The sequence below is a fragment of the Streptomyces sp. NPDC058773 genome (assembly GCF_042746015.1).
In the GTDB taxonomy this organism is placed as follows: domain Bacteria; phylum Actinomycetota; class Actinomycetes; order Streptomycetales; family Streptomycetaceae; genus Streptomyces.
This window is the reverse complement of record NZ_JBHYPE010000003.1, coordinates 285,346-307,877: the sequence shown is the minus strand read 5'-3', so window position 1 is coordinate 307,877 and position 22,532 is coordinate 285,346. Positions and strand designations below refer to the sequence as shown.

Annotated in this window: 20 protein-coding genes; 12 read left to right on the top strand and 8 right to left on the bottom strand. The window is 73.6% G+C overall.

Translation table 11 applies throughout. The features are described from left to right. Positions 1–155: 155 nt before the first annotated feature. From hutI to hutU, 4 genes are read right to left on the bottom strand one after another with little or no spacing between them, the layout of a single operon-like run. Complete coding sequence (hutI, locus tag ACFW5B_RS04745) at positions 156–1,337, bottom strand: imidazolonepropionase (RefSeq protein WP_386433207.1); 1,182 nt, start codon at positions 1,335–1,337, stop codon at positions 156–158. A 17-nt stretch (positions 1,338–1,354) separates the two neighbouring features. Continuing rightward, entirely contained in the window at positions 1,355–2,710 is a 1,356-nt protein-coding gene (locus tag ACFW5B_RS04740; RefSeq protein ID WP_386433204.1) for a formimidoylglutamate deiminase, read from the bottom strand. Further along, positions 2,701–3,939 (bottom strand): allantoate amidohydrolase, encoded by a 1,239-nt coding sequence (locus ACFW5B_RS04735; RefSeq protein ID WP_386433201.1) that lies wholly within the window; start codon positions 3,937–3,939, stop codon positions 2,701–2,703. Before ACFW5B_RS04735 ends, ACFW5B_RS04740 begins: the two co-directional genes overlap by 10 nt. Further along, positions 3,936–5,606, bottom strand: a complete 1,671-nt coding sequence (hutU, locus tag ACFW5B_RS04730) for a urocanate hydratase (RefSeq protein WP_386433198.1) — start codon at positions 5,604–5,606, stop codon at positions 3,936–3,938. The genes ACFW5B_RS04735 and hutU overlap by 4 nt, the downstream gene beginning before the upstream one ends. A gap of 219 nt (positions 5,607–5,825) precedes the next feature. Between hutU and ACFW5B_RS04725 the strand changes: the two genes are divergently transcribed. The 5 genes from ACFW5B_RS04725 to ACFW5B_RS04705 all read left to right on the top strand — a co-directional run bounded on the left by ACFW5B_RS04725 (position 5,826) and on the right by ACFW5B_RS04705 (position 10,366). After that, a complete protein-coding gene (locus tag ACFW5B_RS04725) occupies positions 5,826–6,332 on the top strand; it encodes a hypothetical protein (RefSeq protein WP_386433195.1) in 507 nt (168 codons plus the stop codon). Continuing rightward, a complete protein-coding gene (locus ACFW5B_RS04720) occupies positions 6,329–6,715 on the top strand; it encodes a transcriptional regulator (protein ID WP_386433192.1) in 387 nt (128 codons plus the stop codon). The genes ACFW5B_RS04725 and ACFW5B_RS04720 overlap by 4 nt, the downstream gene beginning before the upstream one ends. Beyond that, a complete protein-coding gene (locus ACFW5B_RS04715) occupies positions 6,712–7,704 on the top strand; it encodes an ABC transporter ATP-binding protein (RefSeq protein ID WP_386433189.1) in 993 nt (330 codons plus the stop codon). The genes ACFW5B_RS04720 and ACFW5B_RS04715 overlap by 4 nt, the downstream gene beginning before the upstream one ends. Before the next feature lie 11 nt (positions 7,705–7,715). Next, the gene (locus ACFW5B_RS04710; protein ID WP_386433186.1) at positions 7,716–8,705 is read left to right on the top strand and encodes an ABC transporter permease; all 990 of its coding nucleotides are present in this window, start codon (positions 7,716–7,718) and stop codon (positions 8,703–8,705) included. A 326-nt stretch (positions 8,706–9,031) separates the two neighbouring features. Then, positions 9,032–10,366 carry a diaminopimelate decarboxylase gene (locus ACFW5B_RS04705; protein ID WP_386433183.1) on the top strand — a complete coding sequence of 445 codons (1,335 nt, stop codon included), beginning with the start codon at positions 9,032–9,034 and terminating at the stop codon, positions 10,364–10,366. A gap of 185 nt (positions 10,367–10,551) precedes the next feature. Here ACFW5B_RS04705 and ACFW5B_RS04700 read toward each other — a convergent pair whose 3' ends face one another. Further along, positions 10,552–11,577 carry a MurR/RpiR family transcriptional regulator gene (locus ACFW5B_RS04700; protein ID WP_386433180.1) on the bottom strand — a complete coding sequence of 342 codons (1,026 nt, stop codon included), beginning with the start codon at positions 11,575–11,577 and terminating at the stop codon, positions 10,552–10,554. 221 nt (positions 11,578–11,798) lie between these two features. Next, the gene (locus ACFW5B_RS04695; protein ID WP_386433263.1) at positions 11,799–13,283 is read right to left on the bottom strand and encodes an aromatic amino acid ammonia-lyase; all 1,485 of its coding nucleotides are present in this window, start codon (positions 13,281–13,283) and stop codon (positions 11,799–11,801) included. A 206-nt stretch (positions 13,284–13,489) separates the two neighbouring features. Here ACFW5B_RS04695 and ACFW5B_RS04690 point away from each other — a divergent pair, with 206 nt between their 5' ends. Genes ACFW5B_RS04690 through ACFW5B_RS04675 form a run of 4 tightly spaced genes read left to right on the top strand, consistent with a single transcriptional unit; the run spans position 13,490 to position 17,025 of the window. After that, complete coding sequence (locus ACFW5B_RS04690; protein ID WP_386433177.1) at positions 13,490–14,704, top strand: ABC transporter ATP-binding protein; 1,215 nt, start codon at positions 13,490–13,492, stop codon at positions 14,702–14,704. Beyond that, complete coding sequence (locus ACFW5B_RS04685) at positions 14,701–15,375, top strand: ABC transporter permease (RefSeq protein WP_386433174.1); 675 nt, start codon at positions 14,701–14,703, stop codon at positions 15,373–15,375. Before ACFW5B_RS04690 ends, ACFW5B_RS04685 begins: the two co-directional genes overlap by 4 nt. Positions 15,376–15,382: 7 nt before the next feature. Beyond that, the gene (locus ACFW5B_RS04680) at positions 15,383–16,054 is read left to right on the top strand and encodes an ABC transporter permease (RefSeq protein ID WP_386433171.1); all 672 of its coding nucleotides are present in this window, start codon (positions 15,383–15,385) and stop codon (positions 16,052–16,054) included. A 44-nt stretch (positions 16,055–16,098) separates the two neighbouring features. Next, complete coding sequence (locus ACFW5B_RS04675; RefSeq protein WP_386433168.1) at positions 16,099–17,025, top strand: ABC transporter substrate-binding protein; 927 nt, start codon at positions 16,099–16,101, stop codon at positions 17,023–17,025. On the opposite strand, the gene ACFW5B_RS04670 is transcribed toward ACFW5B_RS04675, so the two are convergent. After that, positions 17,003–18,076: a sigma-70 family RNA polymerase sigma factor gene (locus ACFW5B_RS04670; protein WP_386433165.1), complete on the bottom strand. Its 1,074-nt coding sequence runs from the start codon at positions 18,074–18,076 to the stop codon at positions 17,003–17,005. The two genes, ACFW5B_RS04675 and ACFW5B_RS04670, sit on opposite strands and share 23 nt — an antisense overlap. Positions 18,077–18,226: 150 nt before the next feature. Next, positions 18,227–19,270, bottom strand: coding sequence for a LacI family DNA-binding transcriptional regulator (locus ACFW5B_RS04665; RefSeq protein ID WP_386433162.1), 1,044 nt, complete (start codon positions 19,268–19,270; stop codon positions 18,227–18,229). Between the two features lie 217 nt (positions 19,271–19,487). On the opposite strand from ACFW5B_RS04665, the gene ACFW5B_RS04660 reads away from it, so the two are divergent. The 3 genes from ACFW5B_RS04660 (at position 19,488) to ACFW5B_RS04650 (ending at position 22,526) form a co-directional block, all read left to right on the top strand. Further along, the gene (locus ACFW5B_RS04660) at positions 19,488–20,405 is read left to right on the top strand and encodes an amidohydrolase (protein WP_386433159.1); all 918 of its coding nucleotides are present in this window, start codon (positions 19,488–19,490) and stop codon (positions 20,403–20,405) included. Then, complete coding sequence (locus ACFW5B_RS04655) at positions 20,402–20,956, top strand: cysteine dioxygenase (RefSeq protein WP_386433156.1); 555 nt, start codon at positions 20,402–20,404, stop codon at positions 20,954–20,956. Before ACFW5B_RS04660 ends, ACFW5B_RS04655 begins: the two co-directional genes overlap by 4 nt. A 157-nt stretch (positions 20,957–21,113) precedes the next feature. Beyond that, positions 21,114–22,526, top strand: coding sequence for a purine-cytosine permease family protein (locus ACFW5B_RS04650; RefSeq protein ID WP_386433153.1), 1,413 nt, complete (start codon positions 21,114–21,116; stop codon positions 22,524–22,526). Positions 22,527–22,532 lie beyond the last annotated feature (6 nt).

Genomic DNA, 22,532 nt, shown 5'->3' with positions numbered 1-22,532 from the left:
GCGCTTTTTTATCCCGGTTTCGGTTCCCGGGGCCCACGGCGGCCCCCGGGGGCCGGCCCCCCCCCCGGGGGGTGGTGGCCCCGCCCGGGTAACACCGGGGACGGGCCCTCCTCCGCTTTTCTGGGCCGATGGGGCCGTCGGCCCCTATGGGGCGCTCAGACCAGAACTCCCTTGTGCCACACGGCCGATACGAGCGGGACGCCCGGCCGGTAGGCGAGGTGGACGTGCGAGGGCGCGTCCAGGAGGGCGAGGTCGGCGCGGGCTCCGGGGGCGATCCGGCCGACGTCCGTGCGGCGCAGTGCGCGGGCGCCGCCCGCGGTCGCCGACCAGACCGCCTCGTCGGGGGTCATCCCCATGTCGCGGACGGCCAGCGCGATGCAGAACGGCATCGAACTCGTGAAGGAGGAGCCGGGGTTGCAGTCCGTGGACAGCGCCACGGTGGCGCCGGCGTCCAGCAGCGGGCGGGCGTCCGGCCACTGGGCGCGGGTGGAGAACTCGGCGCCGGGGAGCAGGGTGGCGACGGTGTCGGACTGCGCGAGGGCGTCGATGTCGGCCCGGCTGAGGTGGGTGCAGTGGTCGGCGGAGGCGGCACCGACCTCGACGGCGAGCTGGACGCCGGGGCCGTGGCCGAGCTGGTTGGCGTGCACCCGCGGCACCAGGCCCCTGGCCTGCCCCGCGGTGAGGACCGCCCGGGCCTGGTCGCCGTCGAAGGCGCCCTTCTCGCAGAAGACGTCGACCCAACGGGCGTGCGGGGCGCAGGCGTCCAGCATCGGACCGGTGACGAGGTCGACGTAGCCGGCCGGGTCGTCGGCGTAGTCGGGCGAGACGATGTGCGCGCCGAGGAAGGTGACCTCGTCGGTGTGCTCGGCGGCGATGCGCAGCGCGCGGGCCTCGTCCTCGACGGTGAGCCCGTAACCGGACTTGGTCTCCTGGGTGGTGGTGCCCTGGCGGAGCGCCTCGGCGAGGTAGCGGGCGACGTTGGCGTGCAGGGCCTCGTCGGTGGCGGCGCGGGTGGCGGCGACGGTGGTGCGGATGCCGCCGGCGGAGTAAGGGCGGCCGGACATCCGGGCGTTGAACTCCGCGGTACGGTCACCGGCGAAGACCAGGTGGGAGTGGGAGTCGACGAAGCCGGGGATCGCGGCCCGGCCGCCGGCGTCGACGGCGTTGTCGGTGGCGGGTGCTTTGCTGGAAGCACCGACCCAGGCGATGCGGTCGCCGTCGATGACGACCGCCGCGTCCTGGATCAGACCGAGGGGGCCTTCGCCGAGGGAGGGGTCGTTGGTGACGAGCTGGGCGATGTGGGTGATGGCGGTGGTGGGCGCGGAGGTCGTCGTCATCGCGGGGTTGTTCTCCTTCAGCCGCGGACGGCGGCGATGGCTGCGGCGAGGGCGGTGGGTACGTCGTCGACGAGAGTGTGCACACCGTCCCGGACGATCTGCCGCCCGCCGACGATGGTGTGGCGTACGTCCGCCGCGGAGGCGGCGAATACGGCCGTCTCGGCGGCCAGCCGGGGCGGTGGTCCGGCGGTGCGTACGGAGTCCAGTGCGATCGTGGTGAGGTCGGCGAGCGCGCCGGCTTCGAGGGTGCCGGCGTCGTCCCAGCCCAGGGCGGCGTGACCGTCGGCGGTCGCGGCGCGCAGCAGGGCGGCGGCGGTCCAGTGCCCGCGGGTGCGGGTGCGCAGCCGTTCGTCGAGCTCCATGGCGCGGGCCTCTTCGAGCAGGTCGATGACGGCGTGGCTGTCGCTGCCGAGGGAGAGCGGGCTGCCCTGCTGCTGGACGCGGGCGGCCGGGCCGATGCCGTCGGCGAGGTCGCGTTCGGTGGTGGGGCACATGCACACGCCCGTGTGGGAGCCGCCGAGGAGCGCGATGTCCTCATCGGTGAGGTGGGTGGCGTGCACGGCCGTGGTGCGGGGGCCCAGCGCGCCGTGGTCGGCGAGCAGCCGGGTGGGGGTGACGCCGTGGGCCTCGCGGCAGGCGTCGTTCTCGGCGGTCTGCTCCGAGAGGTGGACGTGCAGGGGGGCCTGCCGTTCGCGGGCCCAGTCCGCGACGGTGCCGAGCGAGCCGGCCGGGACGGCGCGTACGGAGTGGATGGCGGCGCCGATGCGGGCGTGCGGGCGCTCCTTGAGGGCCTCGGCGCGCTGGGCCCAGTCATCGGCGGTGCCGTCGGAGAAGCGCAGCTGGTGGTGGTTGGGCGGAGTGCCGAATCCGGCCGAGAGATAGGCGGTGTCGAGGAGGGTGATGCGGATGCCGGCCTCGTCGGCGGCGGCCAGCAGCGCCTCACCCATGGCGTTGGGGTCGGCGTAGCGGGTGCCGCCGGGCGCGTGGTGCAGATAGTGGAATTCGCCGACGCAGGTGATGCCGGCGAGCGCCATCTCGGCGTAGGCGGCGCGGGCGAGGGCGAAGTAGCTCTCGGGGGTCAGCCGGTCGGCGACGCTGTACATCACCTCGCGCCAGGTCCAGAAGGTGCCGGTGCCGACCTGGACGGTGCCGCGCAGCGCGCGGTGGAAGGCGTGCGAGTGGGCGTTGGCGAGGCCGGGGAGGGTCAGGCCGCGCAGCGTGGTGGCGCCGGGCGGCGGGGTGTCCGTGCCGGTGCGGACGGCGGTGATCCGCCCGTCCGCGGTGTCCACGGCCACGCCCGGCTCGGCGTGGGTGCCGAGCCAGGCGTGTTCGAGCCAGTACGTCGTCGGTGTTGCCTGCGGCGTCAGCGGCACGCCAGCCCCTCCAGTACGTCGGCGAGTGCGGTGACCCCGGCGACGCAGTCGTCCTCGTCCGCCGCTTCGGCGGGCGAGTGCGAGACGCCGGTCGGGTTGCGGACGAACAGCATCGCGGTGGGAACGGTTCCGGACAAAATACCGGCGTCGTGCCCGGCTCCGGTGCCCAGGACGGGCACCGGCCGCGGGCTCGTCTTGCCGAGGATCGCGCCCAGTTCGTCCCGCAGGGCGTGCTGGAACTCCACGACGGGGGTGAAGGATTCGCGCACGACGGTGAGGTCCACGCCGTCGCGGGCGGCGCGCTCGGCGGCCGCCTGCTCGATCCCCTGGATCACGGTGTCGAGGGTGTCCTGGTCGGCGGCGCGGGAGTCCAGCCAGCCGCGGACCAGCGAGGGGATCGCGTTGACGCCGTTCGGCTCCACGCTGATCTTCCCGAAGGTGGCCAGGGCACCGGCCAGCCGGGCCTGCTCGCGGGCGGCGAGCACGGTCGCGGCGTAGCTGAGCATCGGGTCCCGGCGGTCCTCCAGCCGGGTGGTGCCGGCGTGGTTGGCCTCGCCGTGGAAGTCGAACCGCCAGCGGCCGTGCGGCCAGATCGCGGAGGCGATGCCGACCGGGTCGCCGGACAGGTCCAGGGCGCGGCCCTGCTCGACGTGGAGTTCGACGAACGCGCCGATCCGGGCGAGCCGTTCGGGGTCCGGGCCGATGGCCTCGGGGTCGTATCCGGCGTGCTCCATGGCCTGCGGCAGGGTGACGCCGTCGCCGTCGCGCAGCCGGTGGGCGGCCTCGGTGGTCAGCGCCCCGGCGGCGAGCCGGGAGCCGACGCAGGCCATCCCGAAGCGGGCGCCTTCCTCGTCGCCGAAGTTGACGATGGCCAGCGGCTTGTCGAACTCCGCTGCCCTCCGGCGGAGTTCGTCGAGCGCGGCGAAGGAGGAGACCACGCCCAGAGGGCCGTCGAAGGCGCCGCCGTCCGGTACGGAGTCCAGGTGGGAGCCGGTGACGACGGCGTCGCCGGGGGCCACGTCCCGGTGGCCGGTGGCGCCGAGCCAGGCCCATTGGTTGCCGTTGCGGTCCAGTTCGTAGCTGAGGCCGCGGGCCTCGGCCTGGGTCCGGAACCACGCGCGGCAGTCGGCGTCGGCGCCGGTCCAGGCGTAGCGGCGGTAGCCCCCGGAGGAGGAGTCACGGCCGAGGGGCCGCAACTCCTCCCACATCTCGTGGAACGAGGCGGTCACGCGTCCTCGCCTTCACCCTCGCGCATCGGGATGCGGACGCCGCGCTCGGCGGCCACCTCGTCGGCGCGCTCGTAGCCCGCGTCGACGTGCCGGATGACGCCCATGCCGGGGTCGTTGGTGAGCACCCGGCGGATCTTCTCGCCGGCCAGCGGCGTGCCGTCGGCGACGGTGACCTGTCCGGCGTGGATCGAGCGGCCCATGCCGACGCCGCCGCCGTGGTGCAGGGAGACCCAGGAGGCGCCGGAGGCGACGTTGACCATGGCGTTGAGCAGCGGCCAGTCGGCGATCGCGTCCGAGCCGTCCTTCATGGCCTCGGTCTCGCGGTACGGCGAGGCGACGGAGCCGCAGTCGAGGTGGTCCCGGCCGATGGCGAGCGGGGCGCGCAGGGTGCCGTCGGCGACCATCTCGTTGAAGCGCTCACCGGCCTTGTCGCGCTCGCCGTAGCCGAGCCAGCAGATCCGGGCGGGCAGGCCCTGGAAGTGGACGCGTTCACCGGCCAGCTTGATCCAGCGGGCCAGCGACTCGTTCTCGGGGAAGAGCTCCAGGATCGCCTTGTCGGTCGCGGCGATGTCGCGGGCGTCGCCGGACAGCGCGGCCCAGCGGAACGGGCCCTTGCCCTCGGCGAACAGTGGCCGGATATAGGCGGGGACGAAGCCGGGGAAGGCGAAGGCCCGCTCGTACCCGGCGAGTTGGGCCTCACCGCGGATCGAGTTGCCGTAGTCGAAGACCTCGGCGCCGGCGTCCATGAAGCCGACCATGGCCTCGACGTGCCGGGCCATCGACTCGCGGGCCCGCTGGGTGAAGTCGGCGGGCTTCTCCGCGGCGTAGGCGGCCATGTCGTCGAAGTCGATGCCGACCGGAAGGTAGGACAGCGGGTCGTGGGCGCTGGTCTGGTCGGTGACGATGTCGATCGGCGCGCCCTCGGCGAGCATCTGCGGCAGCAGTTCGGCGGCGTTGCCGAGCAGTCCGATGGACAGCGGCTTGCGCCGGTCGCGGGCCTCGACGGCGAGCTGGAGCGCGTGCTGGAGGCTGTCCGCCCGGACGTCCAGGTAGCGGTGCTCGATCCGGCGCTCGATGGCCCGCGGATCGACGTCGATGCAGATCGCGACACCGTCGTTCATGGTGACGGCGAGCGGCTGGGCGCCGCCCATGCCGCCGAGGCCGGCGGTGAGGGTGATGGTCCCGGCGAGCGTGCCGCCGAACTTCTTCGCCGCGACGGCCGCGAAGGTCTCATAGGTGCCCTGGAGGATGCCCTGGGTGCCGATGTAGATCCAGGAACCGGCGGTCATCTGCCCGTACATGGTCAGGCCGAGGGCCTCCAGGCGGCGGAACTCCTCCCAGTTGGCCCAGTCGCCGACGAGGTTGGAGTTGGCGATGAGCACCCGCGGCGCCCATTCGTGCGTCTGCATCACGCCGACCGGGCGGCCGGACTGGACGAGCATCGTCTCGTCCTGCTTGAGCGTGGTGAGCGTGCGCACCATCGCGTCGAAGGAGCGCCAGTCACGTGCGGCCTTGCCCGTGCCGCCGTAGACGACGAGCTGGTCCGGGTGTTCGGCCACCTCCGGATCGAGGTTGTTCTGCAGCATGCGCAGCGCGGCTTCCTGCTGCCATCCCCGAGCACTCAGCTCCGTACCGCGCGGTGCCCGCACGGGTCGCGGTCCCGACATGGGCCGTGCCTCCCTGACGTCGATTGGATTGAGCTATTCACATCTTGAGGTTGATGAATAGCACTAGTCAACAGGACGCGGCCCGCCACGCGCGGCGAGCCGCGCGAACCGGCCAATCCGGCTGCGGCTTTCGACTTGCCCGCCGGGAAAGTCTGCGCTAACTTTCCCAGTAGGCAAGTCAACGGGGTTCAGCACGACCGCCTTGGGGAGGCGATGGCCATGACCACGACAGTGGATGCCGAACAGGCCTGGCAGGATCTGCAGCGCATCCGGGTCCCGCAGGAGCGGGTGTACGACGAGATCGAGCGGACCGCCCATGACGACACCGGGGCGACGTACGTCACCGCGGCCGTCATGTGGGTGTTCCTCGCCGTCTCCGGCCTGGATCTGCCCGGGTGGGCGTTCTGTCTGGCGCTGACCGCCTATCTCGCCGCGCTGGGCACCCTGGCGGTGATCGCCAACCGCCGGACGCGGATGCGGCTGCACCGCTCGCGTCACAGCTGGCGGTCGTTCGCGACGTTCTTCGCGGGCATGGCGGTGACCCTCGTGGCCATCCTGCTCTCCGGCCGACTGGTCGAGTGGCTGGCACTGCCGTTCGGCAGCCTGATCCAGGCCACCCTCTCGGCGGGCACCTTCCTGCTCTTCGTCGGCCCGGCGAACCGCTGGGCGGTCAGCACGCTCCGCGACCGGGGCGGAAGAACGATCTACACAAAGGCAGCCCGATGAGCACCCCGAGCGGTTTCGACGAACTGATCCACCCCTCCACCCGGCTGTCCGTGGTGGCGCTCCTCGCGGCCACGGAATGGGCCGACTTCCCCTTCATCCGCGACAGCCTCTCGCTCAGCGACTCCGCGCTCTCCAAACAGCTGCACACCCTGGAAGAGGCCGGATATCTGGAGATCCGCAAGGAGGGCGGCGGCCGCAAACGCCGCACCAAGGTGCGGCTGACGAGCCGCGGCCGGACCGCCTTCGAGGGGCATGTGGCGGCGCTCCGGGCCATCGTCGAGGGCGCGGGGCCCGGCGCGGCGCCCGCGACGGCGCACGAGCCCGCCGCCGCGACACCGGCAGACACCCGGCAACGGCAAGACCATGCAAAGGCAGGCCGATGACGACAACCGACCACCACCCCATGGGCCCGGCAACGACCACGCCGGTGCCCCCGGGCTCCCCCGCATCCCGCCAACCCGTCATCCGCGTACGCGACTTGCGGATGTCCTACGGCGACCGGCACATCCTCCACGGCACCGACCTGGACATCCACCGCGGCGAGATCTTCGCGCTGCTCGGCCCCAACGGCGCCGGGAAGACCACCACCGTCGAGATCCTGGAGGGCTTCCGGCAGCGCTCCGCGGGCGACGTCGAGGTCCTGGGCACGGACCCGGCGCGCGGCGACGACGCCTGGCGCGCGCGGATCGGCCTGGTCCTGCAGTCCTGGCGCGACCACCGCCGCTGGCAGGTCGCCGAGCTGCTGACGCACTTCGCCACCTATTACGCGAACCCGCGCGACCCGGCCGAACTCCTCGCCCTGGTGGGCCTCACCGAGCACGCCCGCCAGCAGGTCGACCGGCTGTCCGGGGGCCAGCGCCGCCGGCTGGACGTCGCCCTCGCCATCGTCGGCCGGCCCGAACTCGTCTTCCTGGACGAGCCGACGACCGGCTTCGACCCCGAGGCCCGGCGCGACTTCCACGACCTGGTCGAACGGCTCGCCCGCGACGAGGGCGTCACGATCCTGCTCACCACGCATGACCTGGTCGAGGCCGAGCGGCTGGCCGACCGGATCGCGATGCTGGTCAACGGCCGCATCCGGGCCTGCGGCACCCCGTCGGAACTGGCCGGGAGGGCCGCCGCCCAGGCGGAGGTCCGCTGGACCGCCCCCGACGGCAGGGCCCGGCGCGAACGCACCGCCGACCCGTCCCAGCTGGTCTGGGAACTCCACCGGGAGACGGGGGGACCGGTCGCCGGCCTGGAGGTCCGGCGGCCGACGCTGGAGGACACCTATCTGCACATGGTCCACCGGGCCGACGGACACGGGGCCGGGCCCGGGGCCACGAGCGCGAGCGGGGCCGTGGCCCCGGACGGGGAGGAACGAGCCGCATGAGGGGGACCGACATGACAGCCGTGACGGGGACTACAGCGGCGACGGACACCGCCGGGAGGACCGGCGGCACGGACACCCTGCACCTGACGGGCACCACCGGCACGCGCCCGACCGGCGCGGCACCGCGGGGGTCCGCCGCACCGCACCCCCGGCGCCGCTACTGGCGCGCCGGGCTCCGGCGCGGCGGCATCGAGCTGCGCCATCTCCTGCGCAACCGCAAGGAGTTGAGCGGCCATCTGATCAATATCGTGGTCGCGCTGATGCTGGCCGGCTACATCAGCGACAAGGTGCCCGGCACCCAGGTCCCGATGGCCCATCTGACGCTCTCGGGCTTCGCCGCCTATCTGCTGTTCCAGATCGGGCTGGTCAACCTCCCGCAGATCCTGGTGACCGAGCGCGAGGAGGGCGCGCTGCTGCGGCTGCGTGCCACCCCCGGTGGCATACCGGCCTATCTGGTCGCCAAGTCTCTGATGGTGGTCGCGGTGGCGTTCGGCACGCTGGCCCTCCTGCTGGGCGCGGCCGCGCTGCTGGTGGACGGGCCGCTGCCGCACGGGCCGGAAGGCTGGCTGACGCTGCTGTGGGTCAGCGCGCTCGGGCTGCTGGCCGTCGTACCGCTGGGTGCGGCCCTCGGCGCCGTGCTGCCGAACCCGCGGGAGGCGATCGCGATGATCATGCTGCCCGTCATGGGGCTGCTGGTCACCTCCGGGGCGATGTTCCCGCTCTCCGCACTGCCCGACGTGGTCCAGAAGATCGCCTCCGTCTTCCCGCTCAAGTGGATGGCACAAGGCCTGCGCTCCGCCCTCCTCCCGGACGCCGCCCGCGCCGCGGAACCGGCCGGCTCCTGGGAACTGCCGACCGTGGCCCTGATACTCACCGCCTGGGCCGTCCTCGGCTTCCTCCTCGCCGTCCCCCTCCTCCGCCGAGCCGCCCGCCGAGAATCCGGCTCCCGCCTCACCGAACGCCACCGCAAGGCGGGCCTGAACGGGGGCGGGGCGGTTTGAGGAAGGTGCCTGGCTCGGGGCAGGCTGCCTGGGCCTGGCTCGGACGGATTGCCCGAATCAGGTGGGCGCCTCATTCGGGCCAGGGTCCCGGCTCGGTCCGGGGTGCCCGGCGCGGGGCGGGGTTCCCGACGGGGGCCAGGTACGACGGCGGGGCCGGGTGGGCTGGACCGGGTGGCCGAGCGGGCCGGGTCAGCAGGCCCGCCTCGGGCACGAACACCGGGCCGTGAAGGCGCTCGCCGCCGTCTGACCAGTGGCTTCTCCCTGGCCGCTCCCCCGCGTCCGGTGTCCGTTGGCGTCATCCCCCCAGCCAGTGATGGAGTTGTCCCATGACGTTCACGGACCGAGACCGAGCCGTAGAGGCAGCCGTTGCGCAGGGGCTGGTGGGTCCCGACGAGCCCGTGGCGGGGCTGCTGGACATTGCCGGCATCCGGCGTTCGGCAGGTGAACTCCGCGCCGCGTTCGAGGAGTTCACCGCTCCCGGCACCCCGGTCCTGCACGCCTTCGCGGTGAAGGCCGCCTCGCTCGTCCCCGTGCTGCAACTGCTCGCGCAGGAGGGGCTCGGCTGCGAGGTGGCCAGCCCCGGCGAGCTGGCACTGGCCCGTGCCGCCGGGGTGCCGGTCACGCGCACCGTCCTGGACTCGCCCGCCAAGACCCACGCCGAGCTGCGGGAGGCACTGGCCCTCGGGATCGCCGTCAACGCCGACAACCCCGAGGAGCTGACACGGATCGACGCGCTGATGGCCTCCGCGCCGAGCAGCGCGCCCATCGGCCTGCGGGTCAATCCGCAGATCGGCGGCGGCAGCATCGGGGCGATGAGCACCGCCACCGACACCTCCAAGTTCGGTGTCGGGCTGCGCGACGAGGGCGCCCGCGAGTGGGTCGTACGCGCCGCCCTCGACCGCCCGTGGCTGACCCGGCTGCACGCCCATGTCGGCTCGCAGGGCATGCCGCTGGAGCTGATGACCGCGGGCGTAGGCGCCCTGTACGTCCTGGCCGAGGAGATCAACGAGCGGGCCGGGCGGCGGCAGATCGACACGCTCGACATCGGCGGCGGCCTGCCGGTGAATTTCTCCTCGGACGCCCACACCCCGACCTACCGCGAGTACGCCGCGCAGCTGCACTCCGCCGTCCCCGGTCTGCTGTCCGGACGCTACGGCCTGGTCACCGAGTTCGGCCGGTCTCTGCTGGCCAAGCACGGCACGGTCCTCGCCCGCGTCGAGTACGCGAAGTCGGCCGGCGGCCGGCCGATCGCGGTCACCCACGCCGGGGCCCAGGTCGCCACCCGTACGGTCTTCGTCCCCGAGGCCTGGCCGATCCGGGTCGGCGCCCACGACGCCGCAGGGCGGCCCAAGACGGGCGCTCCGGTCGCGCAGGACATCGCGGGGCCGTGCTGTTTCGCGGGTGACCTGGTCGCCGAGAACCGTCCCCTGCCCCTTCTGGAGGCCGGAGATCACGCCGCCCTCCTGGACACCGGCGCGTACTACTTCTCCACCCACTTCGCCTACAACTCCCTCCCCCGCCCCGGCATTTACGGCTACGCGCCGGACGCGGACGGCGCCATCCGCTTCGCGACCATCCGCACCCCGCAGACCCTGGAGGAACTCACCGCGGAGAGCGGCGCGGCCCACGCGAATTCCCTGCGCGACCTCGGCCGCCCGTAGCGGCCCCCTCCGAACCGAACCCGAACCAACAGCCGGGTGGCCGGTCTCCGAAGAGCCGAACCAACCGCCGCCTGCCCCCGGCGCGCGCCACCGGAACGGGTGACGCCCGCCTCGCCCCTCACTTCACGCCGCGAGCGGACGGCTCACTCCGCGAACCGGCCCGCTCACACCACGGACGGTGTCGCCTACTCCACGAACAGCCCGCGTGCCGCCGCCCTGGCGTCGAATTCCTCCAGGCGGGCCTGGGCGTCGGGCAGGGCGTCGCACATCGCTTCCAGGAGGACGCGGCCCAGCAGCATGGGGGCGCAGGCCGTGTCGAAGGCCAGGCCGGTGCCGACGGGGGCCGGGAGGAGGAGGTCGGTGTGGTGGGCGACGGGGGCGAAGGCGCTGTCGGCGACGGTGACGACGGTCAGGCCGGCCGTGCGGGCGTACTCCAGCGCGTCGACGACCTCGCGGGGGTGGCGGGGCAGCGCGAAGCACAGGAGGGCACTCGCCCCGGCGCGTACGGCGGCGTCGATGCGGTCGGTGAGCATGGTGCCGCCCTCGTCCAGCAGACGGACGTCGGGGTGGACCTTGCGGGCGAAGTAGCTGAAGCCGGCGGCCTGGGCGGTGGCGGCGCGCAGGCCGAGGACGGGAAGCGGGCGGGACGCGGCGAAGAGACGGCCGGCCTCGATCACCGGCGACGGGTCGGCGAGGGCGGCGGCGAGATGGCGGAGGTTGTCGATCTCGGCCTGTACGGCCTGCTGGTACTCGTTGAGGGAGCCGGTGTCGCCGGGCTTGTCCGCGGGGGCGACCTCGCGGAGATGGCGGCGGAGCGCCGGGTAGCCGTCGAAGCCGAGGGCGACGGCGAAGCGGGTGACGGACGGCTGGCTGACACCGGCCAGTTCGGCCAGTTCCACGCTGGAGAGGAAGGGCGCGTCGGCGGCCTGGCGCACCATGCAGTGGGCGATCCGCCGCTGGGTGGGGGTCAGCCGGTGCCCCTCGAAGAGCTTCTGCAGCCGGGCGGCGATACCGGCGTCCATGCCGACCTCCGCACCGGCACCGGTACTGGCGCCCGTGCCGGCACCCGTCGGCGCGTCCTTCCCGGCCCCCGCCCCGGCATCCGCACCATCGCCCGTCCCCGCGGCGTCCCGCGTCGTGCCGGACTCGTCCCGCGGCCCGCCGTCGGCCGCGCCGCCGATGCCACCGCCGTTTGCCCCGTCCCCGCTCATCGCCTCTTCTTCCCGGCCCGGTCGGGGCCTTGTCCTGTGTCGACCGACTGTACGGAATTCCTGGTCCGCTCCGGTTCCGGGCGGGGCCGCGCGATCCGGCCGTGCCGGGTACGGCGCGTGAACCGGCCGTACCCGGCACGCCGCACGAACCACAACCCCGGCCCCCGAACACGACGCCCAAGCCCCAGCCGGCCCCGGCCCCAGCCCCCACAACGCCCCCCTCACACCTCCCCCAACCCCTCCAGCACCCCCGCCGCCACCGCCACGTCCTCCGTCAGTGGGCGGTCCTCCATCCTCGGGTCGAGGGAGGCGGCGGCGCGGGTGTAGGCGGTGGCGAGGGGCAGGCCGGGGTCGGGTTCCAGGGAGCGCATCCGCAATGCCCGTATGGCGGCGACCAGTTCGCAGGCGAGGATCTGGCGGTAGTAGGTGCAGGCGCGCAGGGCCTGGCGGGCGCCGAGGGAGGCGAAGCTGGCCTGTTCCTCGACGCCGCGGGAGAGGACGGCATGGCCGAGGGAGGCCGGGTTGGAGACCTCGCGCATCTCGCCGAGCGCCGCGCCGGCCGCGTACTCCAGGATCATCACGCCGGAGCTGGCGGGCGCCGCGTCGCCCAGGAACGGCCGCAGCCGGGTGAGGTCGGGCTCGGAGAGCGCGGCGAGCCGGGCGGTGGACAGCCGGGCGGTCTGCAGCACGGCCAGCCGGAAGGTGTCCAGGGCGAGCGCGGCATGGGCGGCGTAGAAGTTGCCGTGGTGGTAGGCGGCCTGGTCCTCGATGCTGATCAGGGGGTTCTCGGCGGCGGCGTTCACCTCGACGGTCAGGACCGCGTCGAGCGTGTCGGCGGCGTCCACTGCGGGGCCGTGGATCTGCGGGAGGCAGCGGAAGCCGTACGGGTCCTGGATGCGGCCGAGGGGCGGGGTGGGGCGGGACGGGATGCCGGCGAGGGCGCGCAGCCGGGCGGCGGTGGCCACGGAGCCGGGGTGCGGGCGGGCGAGCAGGACGGGTTCGGCGAAGGGTTCGGCGGAGCCGCCGACCGCGAGCAGGGAGAGCGCAGCGACCGGGAGCGAGGCGGCCAGCAGCCGGCGCAGTTCGTCGAGGGCGAGCGCGGACTGGCCGAGAGTGAGGGCGTTGCTGCTGATCAGGGCGAGGGCGTCGTTGTTGTCGAGGGCGAGGGGGGCGGGGGGCCGGGCGCCGGGCGCGCAGTGCCAGGGGTGTTCGCCGGCCAGGGCCAGGCCGGTCTGGGCGAGCGCGGCCAGGTCGCCGGTGCCGACGGCGCCGAGTTCGTTGACGACGGGGTGGGCGCCGGCCTCCAGGGCGGCGAGGAGTGCGGTGATGACGGCGGGGTTGAGGCCGGCGCCGCCCGCCAGCAGCTGGTTGGCGCGTACCGCGAGCATGGCCCGGACCTCGCGGGCGGGCAGCGGGTCGCCGATCGCCCCGGCGTGGCTGCGCAGCAGCCGCAGCCCGTGGTCGGCGTCGGCGGCCCCGACGTCCTCCGTGCGGTTGGCGCCGACGCCGGTGCTGCGGCCGTAGATCCGGCCGGTGACAGCGAGGCGGCGGGCGGTTCGCCAGGACTCCTCGGCGCGGGCGTAGGCCTGGGCGTCGGGAGGCGCGGGGTGCGCGGTGCGCTCGGCGAGGGCGGCGATGCCGGTGGGGTGCAGCGCGCTGCCGTCGAGGGTGATGCGCCGTCCGGCGTCCGGGCGGTTGTCCAGCATGTGGGAAATCAAGGGGCTCAACTCCCTCATATAACGCGCTTTGTGGACGGAAGTCCGGCACCTGCTTCCGAGGGTGCGACACCTCGTTCCGTACGGTGAGCCGAAGCAACGGGCGGGGCAACGGGCGACCCCCTTCCACCTATTGACTTCTATTCACGTGCCTAAGACTCTGCATGACCATATGCAGGCCGGGCAAGGGGCAGCGGATGATCAAGTTCGACGCAGTCAGCAAGCGGTACCCGAACGGCACCACCGCCGTGGACGAGCTGTCCCTCGACCTCCCGGAGGGCGGTGTCACCGTCCTCGTCGGCTCATCGGGATGCGGCAAGACGACCACCCTGCGGATGATCAACCGCATGGTCGAGCCGACGTCCGGCACGGTCAGCGTCGGCGGCCGCGACGTTCTGCGGACGGACGCCGCCGAGCTGCGCCGCGGCATCGGCTACGTCATCCAGCAGTCCGGTCTCTTCCCTCACCGTACGATCCTGGACAACATCGCGACCGTCCCGCTGCTGCTGGGCTGGGGCAGGCGCAAGGCCCGCGCCCGCGCCGCCGAGCTGCTGGAGCTGGTCGGGCTGCCCGCCGACGCCGCCAAGCGCTATCCGCACCAGCTCTCCGGCGGCCAGCAACAGCGTGTCGGTGTCGCCCGTGCGCTCGCCGCCGACCCGCCGGTGCTCCTGATGGACGAGCCGTTCGGCGCGGTCGACCCGGTCGTCCGCACCCAGCTCCAGAACGAACTGCTGCGGCTCCAGGAGGAGCTGCGCAAGACCGTCGTCTTCGTCACCCACGACATCGACGAGGCGGTCCGGCTGGGCGACCGGATCGCGGTCTTCCGCACCGGCGGGCGGCTGGTGCAGTGCGCCGCGCCCGCCGAGCTGCTGGCCCGTCCGGCCGATGACTTCGTCGCCGGATTCCTGGGCGCCGAGCGCGGTCTCAAACTGCTCTCCCTCACCGGCCTCGCGGACGTGCCGCACGCTCCCGGCCGGGCGATACGCGCGGACGAGCCGGTCGGCGCGATATCCCGCGACGGGGAGCGCTGGCGCCTGGTGACCTCCCCGCGCGGCGAACCGCTGGGCTGGCTGGACACCGACGCACTGCCCGCCGGGGGCACGGCCGGCGAGGCCGCGCTGGAGGCCGTACGGCCGCTGCGCGACACCGACTCGCTGCTCTCCGCGCTCAACGAGGCGGTCTCCTCCCCGGCCGCCGCGGTCGCCCGGGTCACCGCCGACGGGGTGCTGACCGGGATCACCTCCCGCGACGCCATCCACGAACGGGCGGGCCGCAGCCACGCGGAGGCGGGCCGGGCGGCGGCCGTCACGGAGTCCGCCGTCAAGCCGCCCGCAACGGAGCCGCCCGCCTCCCGGGACGCCGACGACACCGCGCCGGACACGTCCGCCGAGGCCCCGGAGCGCTCCGCATGACCATCGAATGGGGCTGGTTCCCCGACCACGCCGACGAGCTGGCCCGGCTGACCGCCGACCATCTCGCCACCGCCGTCCCCGCGGTCCTCCTCGGCCTGCTGATCGCGCTGCCGCTGGCCGTCCTCGCGCACCGGGTACGGCCGCTGCGCGGCCTCGTCCTCGGCGTGTCCAACATCCTCTACACCATTCCCTCCCTGGCCCTCTTCGTGCTGCTGCTGCCGGTCACCGGGCTGACCCGCACCACCGCGATCGTCGGGCTGACCGCGTACACCCTGGTCGTGCTGGTACGGAACACCGTCGAGGGCCTGGACGCGGTCCCGGCCAGGGCCCGCGAGGCCGCCGAGGCGATGGGTTCCCGGCCGCTGCGCACCCTGCTCACCGTCGAGCTGCCGCTCGCCCTACCGGTGATCATGGCGGGCGTACGGGTCGCCACCGTCATGTCTATCTCCCTGGTCAGCGTGGCCAGCTACATCGGCTACGGCGGCCTCGGCCAGCTCTTCACCGACGGCTTCCAGCGCAACTTCCCCACCCCGGTCGTCGCCGGCGTGGCCCTGACCCTGCTGCTCGCCCTGGTCGCCGACGCGCTGCTGGTGACCGTCCAGTGGCTGTGCACCCCCTGGCGGCGCGGCACCTCCCGGCAGCGCACCTCCACCTGGCGGAAGGCAGCGTGACGCGCCGATGCTCGAACTTCTGAAGAACCTCGCCGCCTGGCTGACCAGCGCGGATCAGTGGTCCGGCCCCGAGGGCATCGCCACCCGCGTCCTGGAGCACCTGGAGTACTCGGTGCTCGCCACCCTCGCCGCGGCCGTGATCGCGCTGCCGGTCGGGCTGCTCATCGGGCACACCGGCCGCGGTGCCTTCCTCGCCGTCAACCTCTCCTCCTTCGGCCGGGCGCTGCCCACCGTCGGCCTGGTCACCCTGGTGTTCCTGGCGGGCGGGCTGAGCGTCTGGCCGGTGTACGTGTCGCTGGTCGCGCTCGCCGTGCCCGTGATCATCACCAATACGTACGCGGGCATGGCCGCCGTCGACCCCGAGGTCAAGGACGCCGCCAGGGGCGTGGGGCTGCGCGGCCGCCAGGTCCTCTGGCAGGTCGAACTCCCGCTCGCGCTGCCGCTGATCATGACCGGCATCCGGCTGGCGACCGTGCAGGTGGTCGCCACCGCCACCATCGCCGCCTACGTCAGCTTCGGCGGGCTGGGCCGCTATGTCTTCGACGGCCTGGCGCAGCGCGACCTGGTGCAGGTCCTCGGCGGCGCGGCTCTGGTGGCCGTGCTCGCCGTGGTCGCCGACCTGGCGCTGGGCGGCCTGACCCGGCTGCTGTTCCGCGGCCGCCCGGCCGCCGCCCGCTGAGCGCCGCCGCCCGCCCCCTCCGTCCCTCCCGAGGAGTCCCGCCCATGAACCGCCGTACCGTCCTGACCACACTCCTGGCCGGCGCCTCGGCCCCGCTGCTGGCCGCCTGCTCCTCCGGCATCACCTCCCTCAAGGGGAGCGGCGTCGGCGGTGACAGCGGCAGCAGCAAGGACGGACTGACCATCGGCACCGCCAACTTCACCGAGAACCAGATCCTCGGCCACCTCTACGCGGGCGTGCTCAACGCCGCCGGGGTCGAGACCACCGTCAAGCCCAACCTCGGCTCCCGCGAGATCGTGGTGCCCGCGCTGCGCTCCGGCGACATCGACCTGCTCCCCGAGTACCAGGGCAGCCTGCTGCTCTACCTCGACAAGAACGCCACCGCGACCGAGGCGGGCGCGATGCAGAACGCGCTGACCACCGTGCTGCCGAACGGCCTCGAAGTCCTCCCGTACGCCGCCGCCGAGGACCGCGACAGCTTCGCCGTGACCCGGGAGACCGCCGACCGCTACGGGCTGAAGACGCTGGCCGATCTGCGCAAGGTCAACGGCAAGCTGGTCTTCGGCGCCGCCGCGGAGATGAAGAAGCGCGTGGTGGGGCTGGTCGGCCTCAAGGAGCAATACGGCGTGGAATTCAAGGAGTTCAAGGCGCTGGACTCGTCCGGCCCGCTGGTCAAGGGCGCCCTGAAGAAGGGGGACATCGACGTCGGCAACGTCTTCACCACCGATGTCGACACCGCGGCGAACGGCTGGGTCCTGCTCGCCGACCCCAAGCAGCTGATCCCCGCCCAGCACATCGTCCCGCTGATCGCCGCCCGCAAGGCCGACGCCAGGGTCCGCAAGGCCCTCGCCCGCCTCGGCAACACCCTCACCACCCCGCAGCTCACCGAGCTCAACCGCCTGGTCGACAAGGAGAAGCGCGACCCGGACCGGGTGGCCGCTGCCTGGCTCAAGAAGCAGAAGCTGAGCTGACCCCGGGGCCGTCGTAGCGCGGGGGCAGCCCGAAGAGCGGGAACAGCCGCTCGGTGTCCAGGAAGCACTGCAGCGCGGTGACCCGGCCGTCCGCCGCCTCGATGACCTGGATCGCCCACGGCGTGCCGTCCGCGCGGTACTGCCCGAACGCCGCCCGGCCGTTCGCGCTGACCGGCACCAGATGCGACCCCTCGCAGCCGCAGCCCGGCCCGCGCAGCCACCGCAGGATGTCCGCACGGCCGCGCAGCCACAGGGCGTAGGGCGGCATGGACAGCGTGGAGTCCTCGTGCAGCACGGCGGTGAGCGCGTCCATGTCGAACCGTTCGAAGGCGTCGACATAGCGCCGCAGCAGCGCCTGCTGGGCCTCGTCCAGCGGCTGCCGCGGGGCGTCGGCGGCGTCCTCGCCGGACGCGGCGAGGGTGGCACGGGCCCGCTGGAGCGCGCTGTTGACGGAGGCGACCGAACTGCCCAGCAGCTCGGCGACCTCGCTCGCCGACCAGCTCAGCACCTCGCGCAGGATCAGCACCGCCCGCTGCCGGGGCGCCAGCCGCTGCAGCGCGGAGACGAACGCGAGCCGGATCGACTCCCGGGCGACGGCGGTCTCCGCGGGGTCCCCGGCGGACGCCAGCACCCGCTGGTCCGGGACGGGCCCGATCCAGGTCGCCTCCGGCAGCCCGGTGCCGATCGGGGTGTCCACGCTCGACGGCGAGGCGAGATCCATCGGCCGGGCCCGGCGCTGACTGCCCTTGAGCAGGTCCAGGCAGACATTGGTGGCGATCCGGTAGAGCCAGGACCGCAGCGAGGACCGCCCCTCGAACCGGTCGTAGCTCCGCCAGGCCCGCACCATGGTCTCCTGCACGGCGTCCTCGGCCTCGAACGCCGACCCCAGCATCCGGTAGCAGTAGCCGGTCAGTTCGCTGCGGTGCGCCTCCAGCCGCTCCACCGGCTCCCCCTGTGGCACACCCGCCCCGGCCCCGTCCGCCGTCGCGACGCCACGCCGCCCCGCGCTCTCGTCCACCGCGTCGGCTTCACCCGTCGAGGACCGCTTCATCGCACACCCGCCCATCCGCCCACAGGCCGACACCGGCACACACGCCCCGACCGTACCGGAGCGCCCGGCACCAGTCTGCGCCTCACCGGGGTGCGGTGCAGCCGGGGAACGGGACGTGGGCGTCGGCGTCCGACGGGCATCCTTACGCCCTCACCCCCGCGCGAGCCGGCTCGCCGAGCCCCGTTCCGAGAGGCGGGGGGCGCAGAGGATGCGCTTGCGGCGGACGCGACGGCCCTCGATGGCGGCGACCGCGAGGCGGGCGGCTTCCTTGGCGATGTCGGTGAGGCCCCAGTCGACGGTGGTCAGGGGCGGGGTGAGGACGCGGGAGACGGGGTGGTCGTCGAAGCCGACGACGGAGAGGTCGCGGCCGATGGTGAGCGAGGCCTCGGCGGCGGCCGCGTAGACGCCGTAGGCGATGGAGTCGGAGAAGCAGAAGACGGCGGTGGGCGGGGCGAGCGCGCCGGCCGGGCGGTGGCCGTCCGGGCTGTTGGCCAGGACGCGGCGGGCCATCGCGGTCGCCGCGTCCAACTCCTGGGGGCAGGGCAGCACCACGACCTCGATGCCGAGGCGGTCGGCGGCCTCGCGGACGTAGACGTCGGCGGGGCGGTCGGGGGTGGAGGGGCCGGTGGGGGTCAGCACGGTGACCCGGCGGTGGCCCAGTCCGCGGAGGTAGTCGAGCACGGCGTCGATGCCCGCCCGGTTGTCAAAAAGCACCTCGCCCGCCGTACGGGCCCGGCTCAGCGCGTCGCCGATGGAGACCACCGGCACCGCGTCGGCGATCTTCGACCAGCCCTCGGCGGACGGGTCGACGGGCGAGACCAGCAGACCGTCCACCCGCTGGTCGCGCAGCTGCTTGGCGAGGGAGAGTTCGCGTCCGGGGTCGCCGCCCGCGTCGAGGATCAGCGCATAGCGGTCGCCGGCCAGCAACTCGCGCCCTATGGCCGCCATCAGCTGCTGCTGCCACAGGTCCTGCAGATCGCCGGCGAGCACTCCGACCGTGCTCGTCCGGCCGCTGGCGAGCGCGCGGGCGATCGGGTCGGCCTCGTAGCCGAGTTCGGCGGCGGCCCGGCGCACCCGCTCCTCGGTCTCCTTGGAGACATGCTTGCCGCGCAGCGCGTAGGAGACGGCGGCGGTGGAGAGTCCGGTGGCCTCGGCCACCTCACGGAGGGTGGTGCGCTTATTGGGCCTGGCCATGTCCGGAAGCCTACCCAAGGAGGGTGCCGGACCTGTCCACGATGTGGCCCCTCCCGAGGGCGCCCACGGCCCGGCGGAGCTGGTGCGACCTTGACAGCTGCAGTTGTTAACCGTTTCACTTAAACGCATCAGTTAATCGGTTAAGTGAAACGGTTCAGTGCCGCGGACCCGGCCGCGGGTACCGTCCGGCCGACCGCGCCGCCCCGGAGGGAGGCCCGTGCCCACCGACGTCCACCAGCACCTCTGGCCGCCCGGGTTCCTCGCCCTGCTGCGGTCCCGCACCGCGCCGCCCCGGCTCGACGGCTGGACCCTGCACCTGCCCGGTGAGCCGCCGTACGCGGTCGACCCCGCCGACCACGACCCCGCGGCCCGCGCCCGGCTCGCCCGCGCCGACGGCCTGGACCTGGCCCTGGTGTCGCTCTCCAGCCCGCTCGGCATCGAGTATCTGCCGCCCGCGGAGGCCGCGCCGCTGCTCGCCGCGTTCCATGACGGCGCGCTGGACCTGCCCACCCCCTTCGGCGTCTGGGCGTCGGCCTGCCTGTCCGCCGCCGAGCCGGACACCGCGGCGCTGCGGCGCGAGCTGGCGCGTGGCTGCGTGGGCCTCCAGCTCCCCGCCACCGCACTGCTCGACGCCGCGGGCTGGGACCGCTGCGCACCGCTGCTGGACGCCCTCGCCGAGCAGGACAAGCCGCTGTTCGTGCACCCGGGCGCGGCCCCGGCCGCGGGACCCGCCGCGCCCGCCTGGTGGCCCGCCCTGGTCCCGTACGTCCAGCAGCTGCACGCCTCCTGGTTCGCCTTCCGGGCCTTCGGGCGGCCGCGCCACCCGGAGCTGCGGGTGTGCTTCGCCGCGCTGGCCGGGCTGGCGCCGCTGCACGGGGAGCGGCTGGTCGCCCGGGGCGGCGGACGGGACCGCGGCCGGGTGGACTGCCGCGCCTTCTACGAGACGTCCTCCTACGGGACGCGCGCGGTGGACGCCCTCGTACGGGCCGTCGGCATCGACGTGGTGGTCAACGGCAGCGACCGCCCTTATGCCGCGCCCACCCTCCCCGACCTCGGCGCGGACGCCGCCGTCCACGCCCTGCGCCACACCAATCCGGCCCGCCTGCTGGGCCCGACGAAAGGAGCCCGCCCATGACGGACCACACCTCCCAGGCCGCCGCCCGTGAGGTCCCCGACGGCGCGCAGCCGTTCTCCGCACTGCCCGAGCGCAACCTCGGCAAGCACGAGCTGCGGGCCCTGGTCGACACGCTCGCGGCCCGCCCCGGCCTGTGGCGCGAGCAAGTGGCGTTCTCCGACACCGAGCGGCACTACGCCTCCCTGTACCGCGACGAGTTCGTGGACGTCTGGCTGCTGTGCTGGACCCGGCGGAACGACACCGGCTGGCACGACCACGACCTCTCCTCGGGGGCGGTGCGCGTCGTCCAGGGCGCCCTGACCGAGTCCAACCCCCGGATCGGCGGCGAGCACCTGGCCACCACGGTCGGCGCGGGCTCCTCGTTCTGCTTCGGCCCGGACCACATCCACCGCCTCACCGGCGCGACCGACGACGCGGTGTCGGTGCACGCCTATTCGCCGCCGTTGTGGCGCCTGGGCCAGTACGACATCACCGAGGACGGCCTGATGCGGCGGGTCTCGGTCTCGTACGCCGATGAGCTGCGGCCGATGGACGCGGCGCCCGCCGCCTGAGCCGGCCGCCACCGGCAGGTGACCCCCGCGACGACCGCGCCGAGAGCCACGTCCATGACCACGCCGATTGCCATGTCGGCGCGCCCCGCCTATTGACCTTCCATTCACCGCCATCGATCCTGCATGAATCCATACAGGCGCGACCCGAGGCGGATTCATGGCAGGTGTGGTCGAACAGCGGTCCATCGACGTCGTCCCCGACGACGAACGCCACGGCAGCGCGGTCAGTCAGTTCACCCTCTGGCTGGGCGCCAACCTCCAGGTCACCGCCGTGGTCACCGGCGCGCTGGCGGTCGTCTTCGGGGCGAACGCCTTCTGGGCGGTGATCGGCCTGCTGCTCGGCAACCTCCTGGGCGGTGCGGTGATGGCGCTGCACTCCGCGCAGGGGCCCCGGCTCGGACTGCCGCAAATGATCACCTCCCGGGCCCAGTTCGGGGTGCGCGGTGCGGTGGTCCCACTGGCGCTGGTCATCGTGATGTACACCGGGTTCTTCGCCGGCGGCAGCGTGCTGGCCGGGCAGGCGGTCGGCGAGCTGACCCACCTCGGCGAGACACCGGGCATCGTGCTCTTCGCCGCGGTCACCGCCGTCGCCGCGACGGTCGGCTACCGCCTCATCCACGCCCTCGGCAAGATCGCCGGCCTGGTCTGCGCGCTGGCCTTCGTCTACCTCGGCATCCGGCTGCTGCAGCGCGCCGACCTCGGCACCCTGCTCGCCGACCACCGCTTCGGGCTGCCGGTCTTCCTGCTCGCCGTCTCGCTGTCGGCGTCCTGGCAGCTGGCGTTCGGCCCGTACGTCGCCGACTACTCGCGCTACCTCCCGCGGCACACCTCGGCGCGCGCCACGTTCTGGTGGACGCTGTCCGGTTCGGTGCTCGGCTCGCAGTGGTCGATGACGTTCGGCGCGCTGGCGGCCGCCGCGGCGCCGACCGCGTTCGTGGGCCACGAGGTCGGCTACCTCGTCGGCCTGGGCGGCACCGGGCTGATCGCCTCGTTCCTCTACTTCGTGATCGCCCTCGGCAAACTCACCATCAACGTCCTCAACACCTACGGCGGGTTCATGTCGCTGGTCACCAGCGTCAGCGGCTTCCGCGGACAGCGGACCCTCTCCGCGCGCGGCCGCGCCGCCTACATCGCCGGGATCATGGTGGCCGGCACCGCCGTCGCGCTCCTGGGGAAGGACTCCTTCCTGACGGCCTTCAAGGACTTCCTGCTCTTCCTGCTGACCTTCTTCACGCCCTGGTCGGCGATCAACCTCGTCGACTACTACCTGCTCTCCAAGGAGCGTTACGACATCCCGGCGCTCAGCGACCCGGCCGGCCGCTACGGCGCCTGGAACGTCCGGGCGCTGACGGTCTACGCCCTCGGGGTACTGGCCCAACTGCCGTTCCTGGCCACGCACTTCTACACCGGCCCGCTGGTGGCACCGCTCAGCGGCGCCGACATCTCCTGGCTGGTCGGGCTCGCCGTACCGGCCGTCCTGTACTGGCTCACCGCCCGCCACGACACCGCGCGCACCGCGGCACCCGACCCGCTCCCCGGGGAGCGTTCCCCCGCCGGATCGGGGGGTTAACCCCAG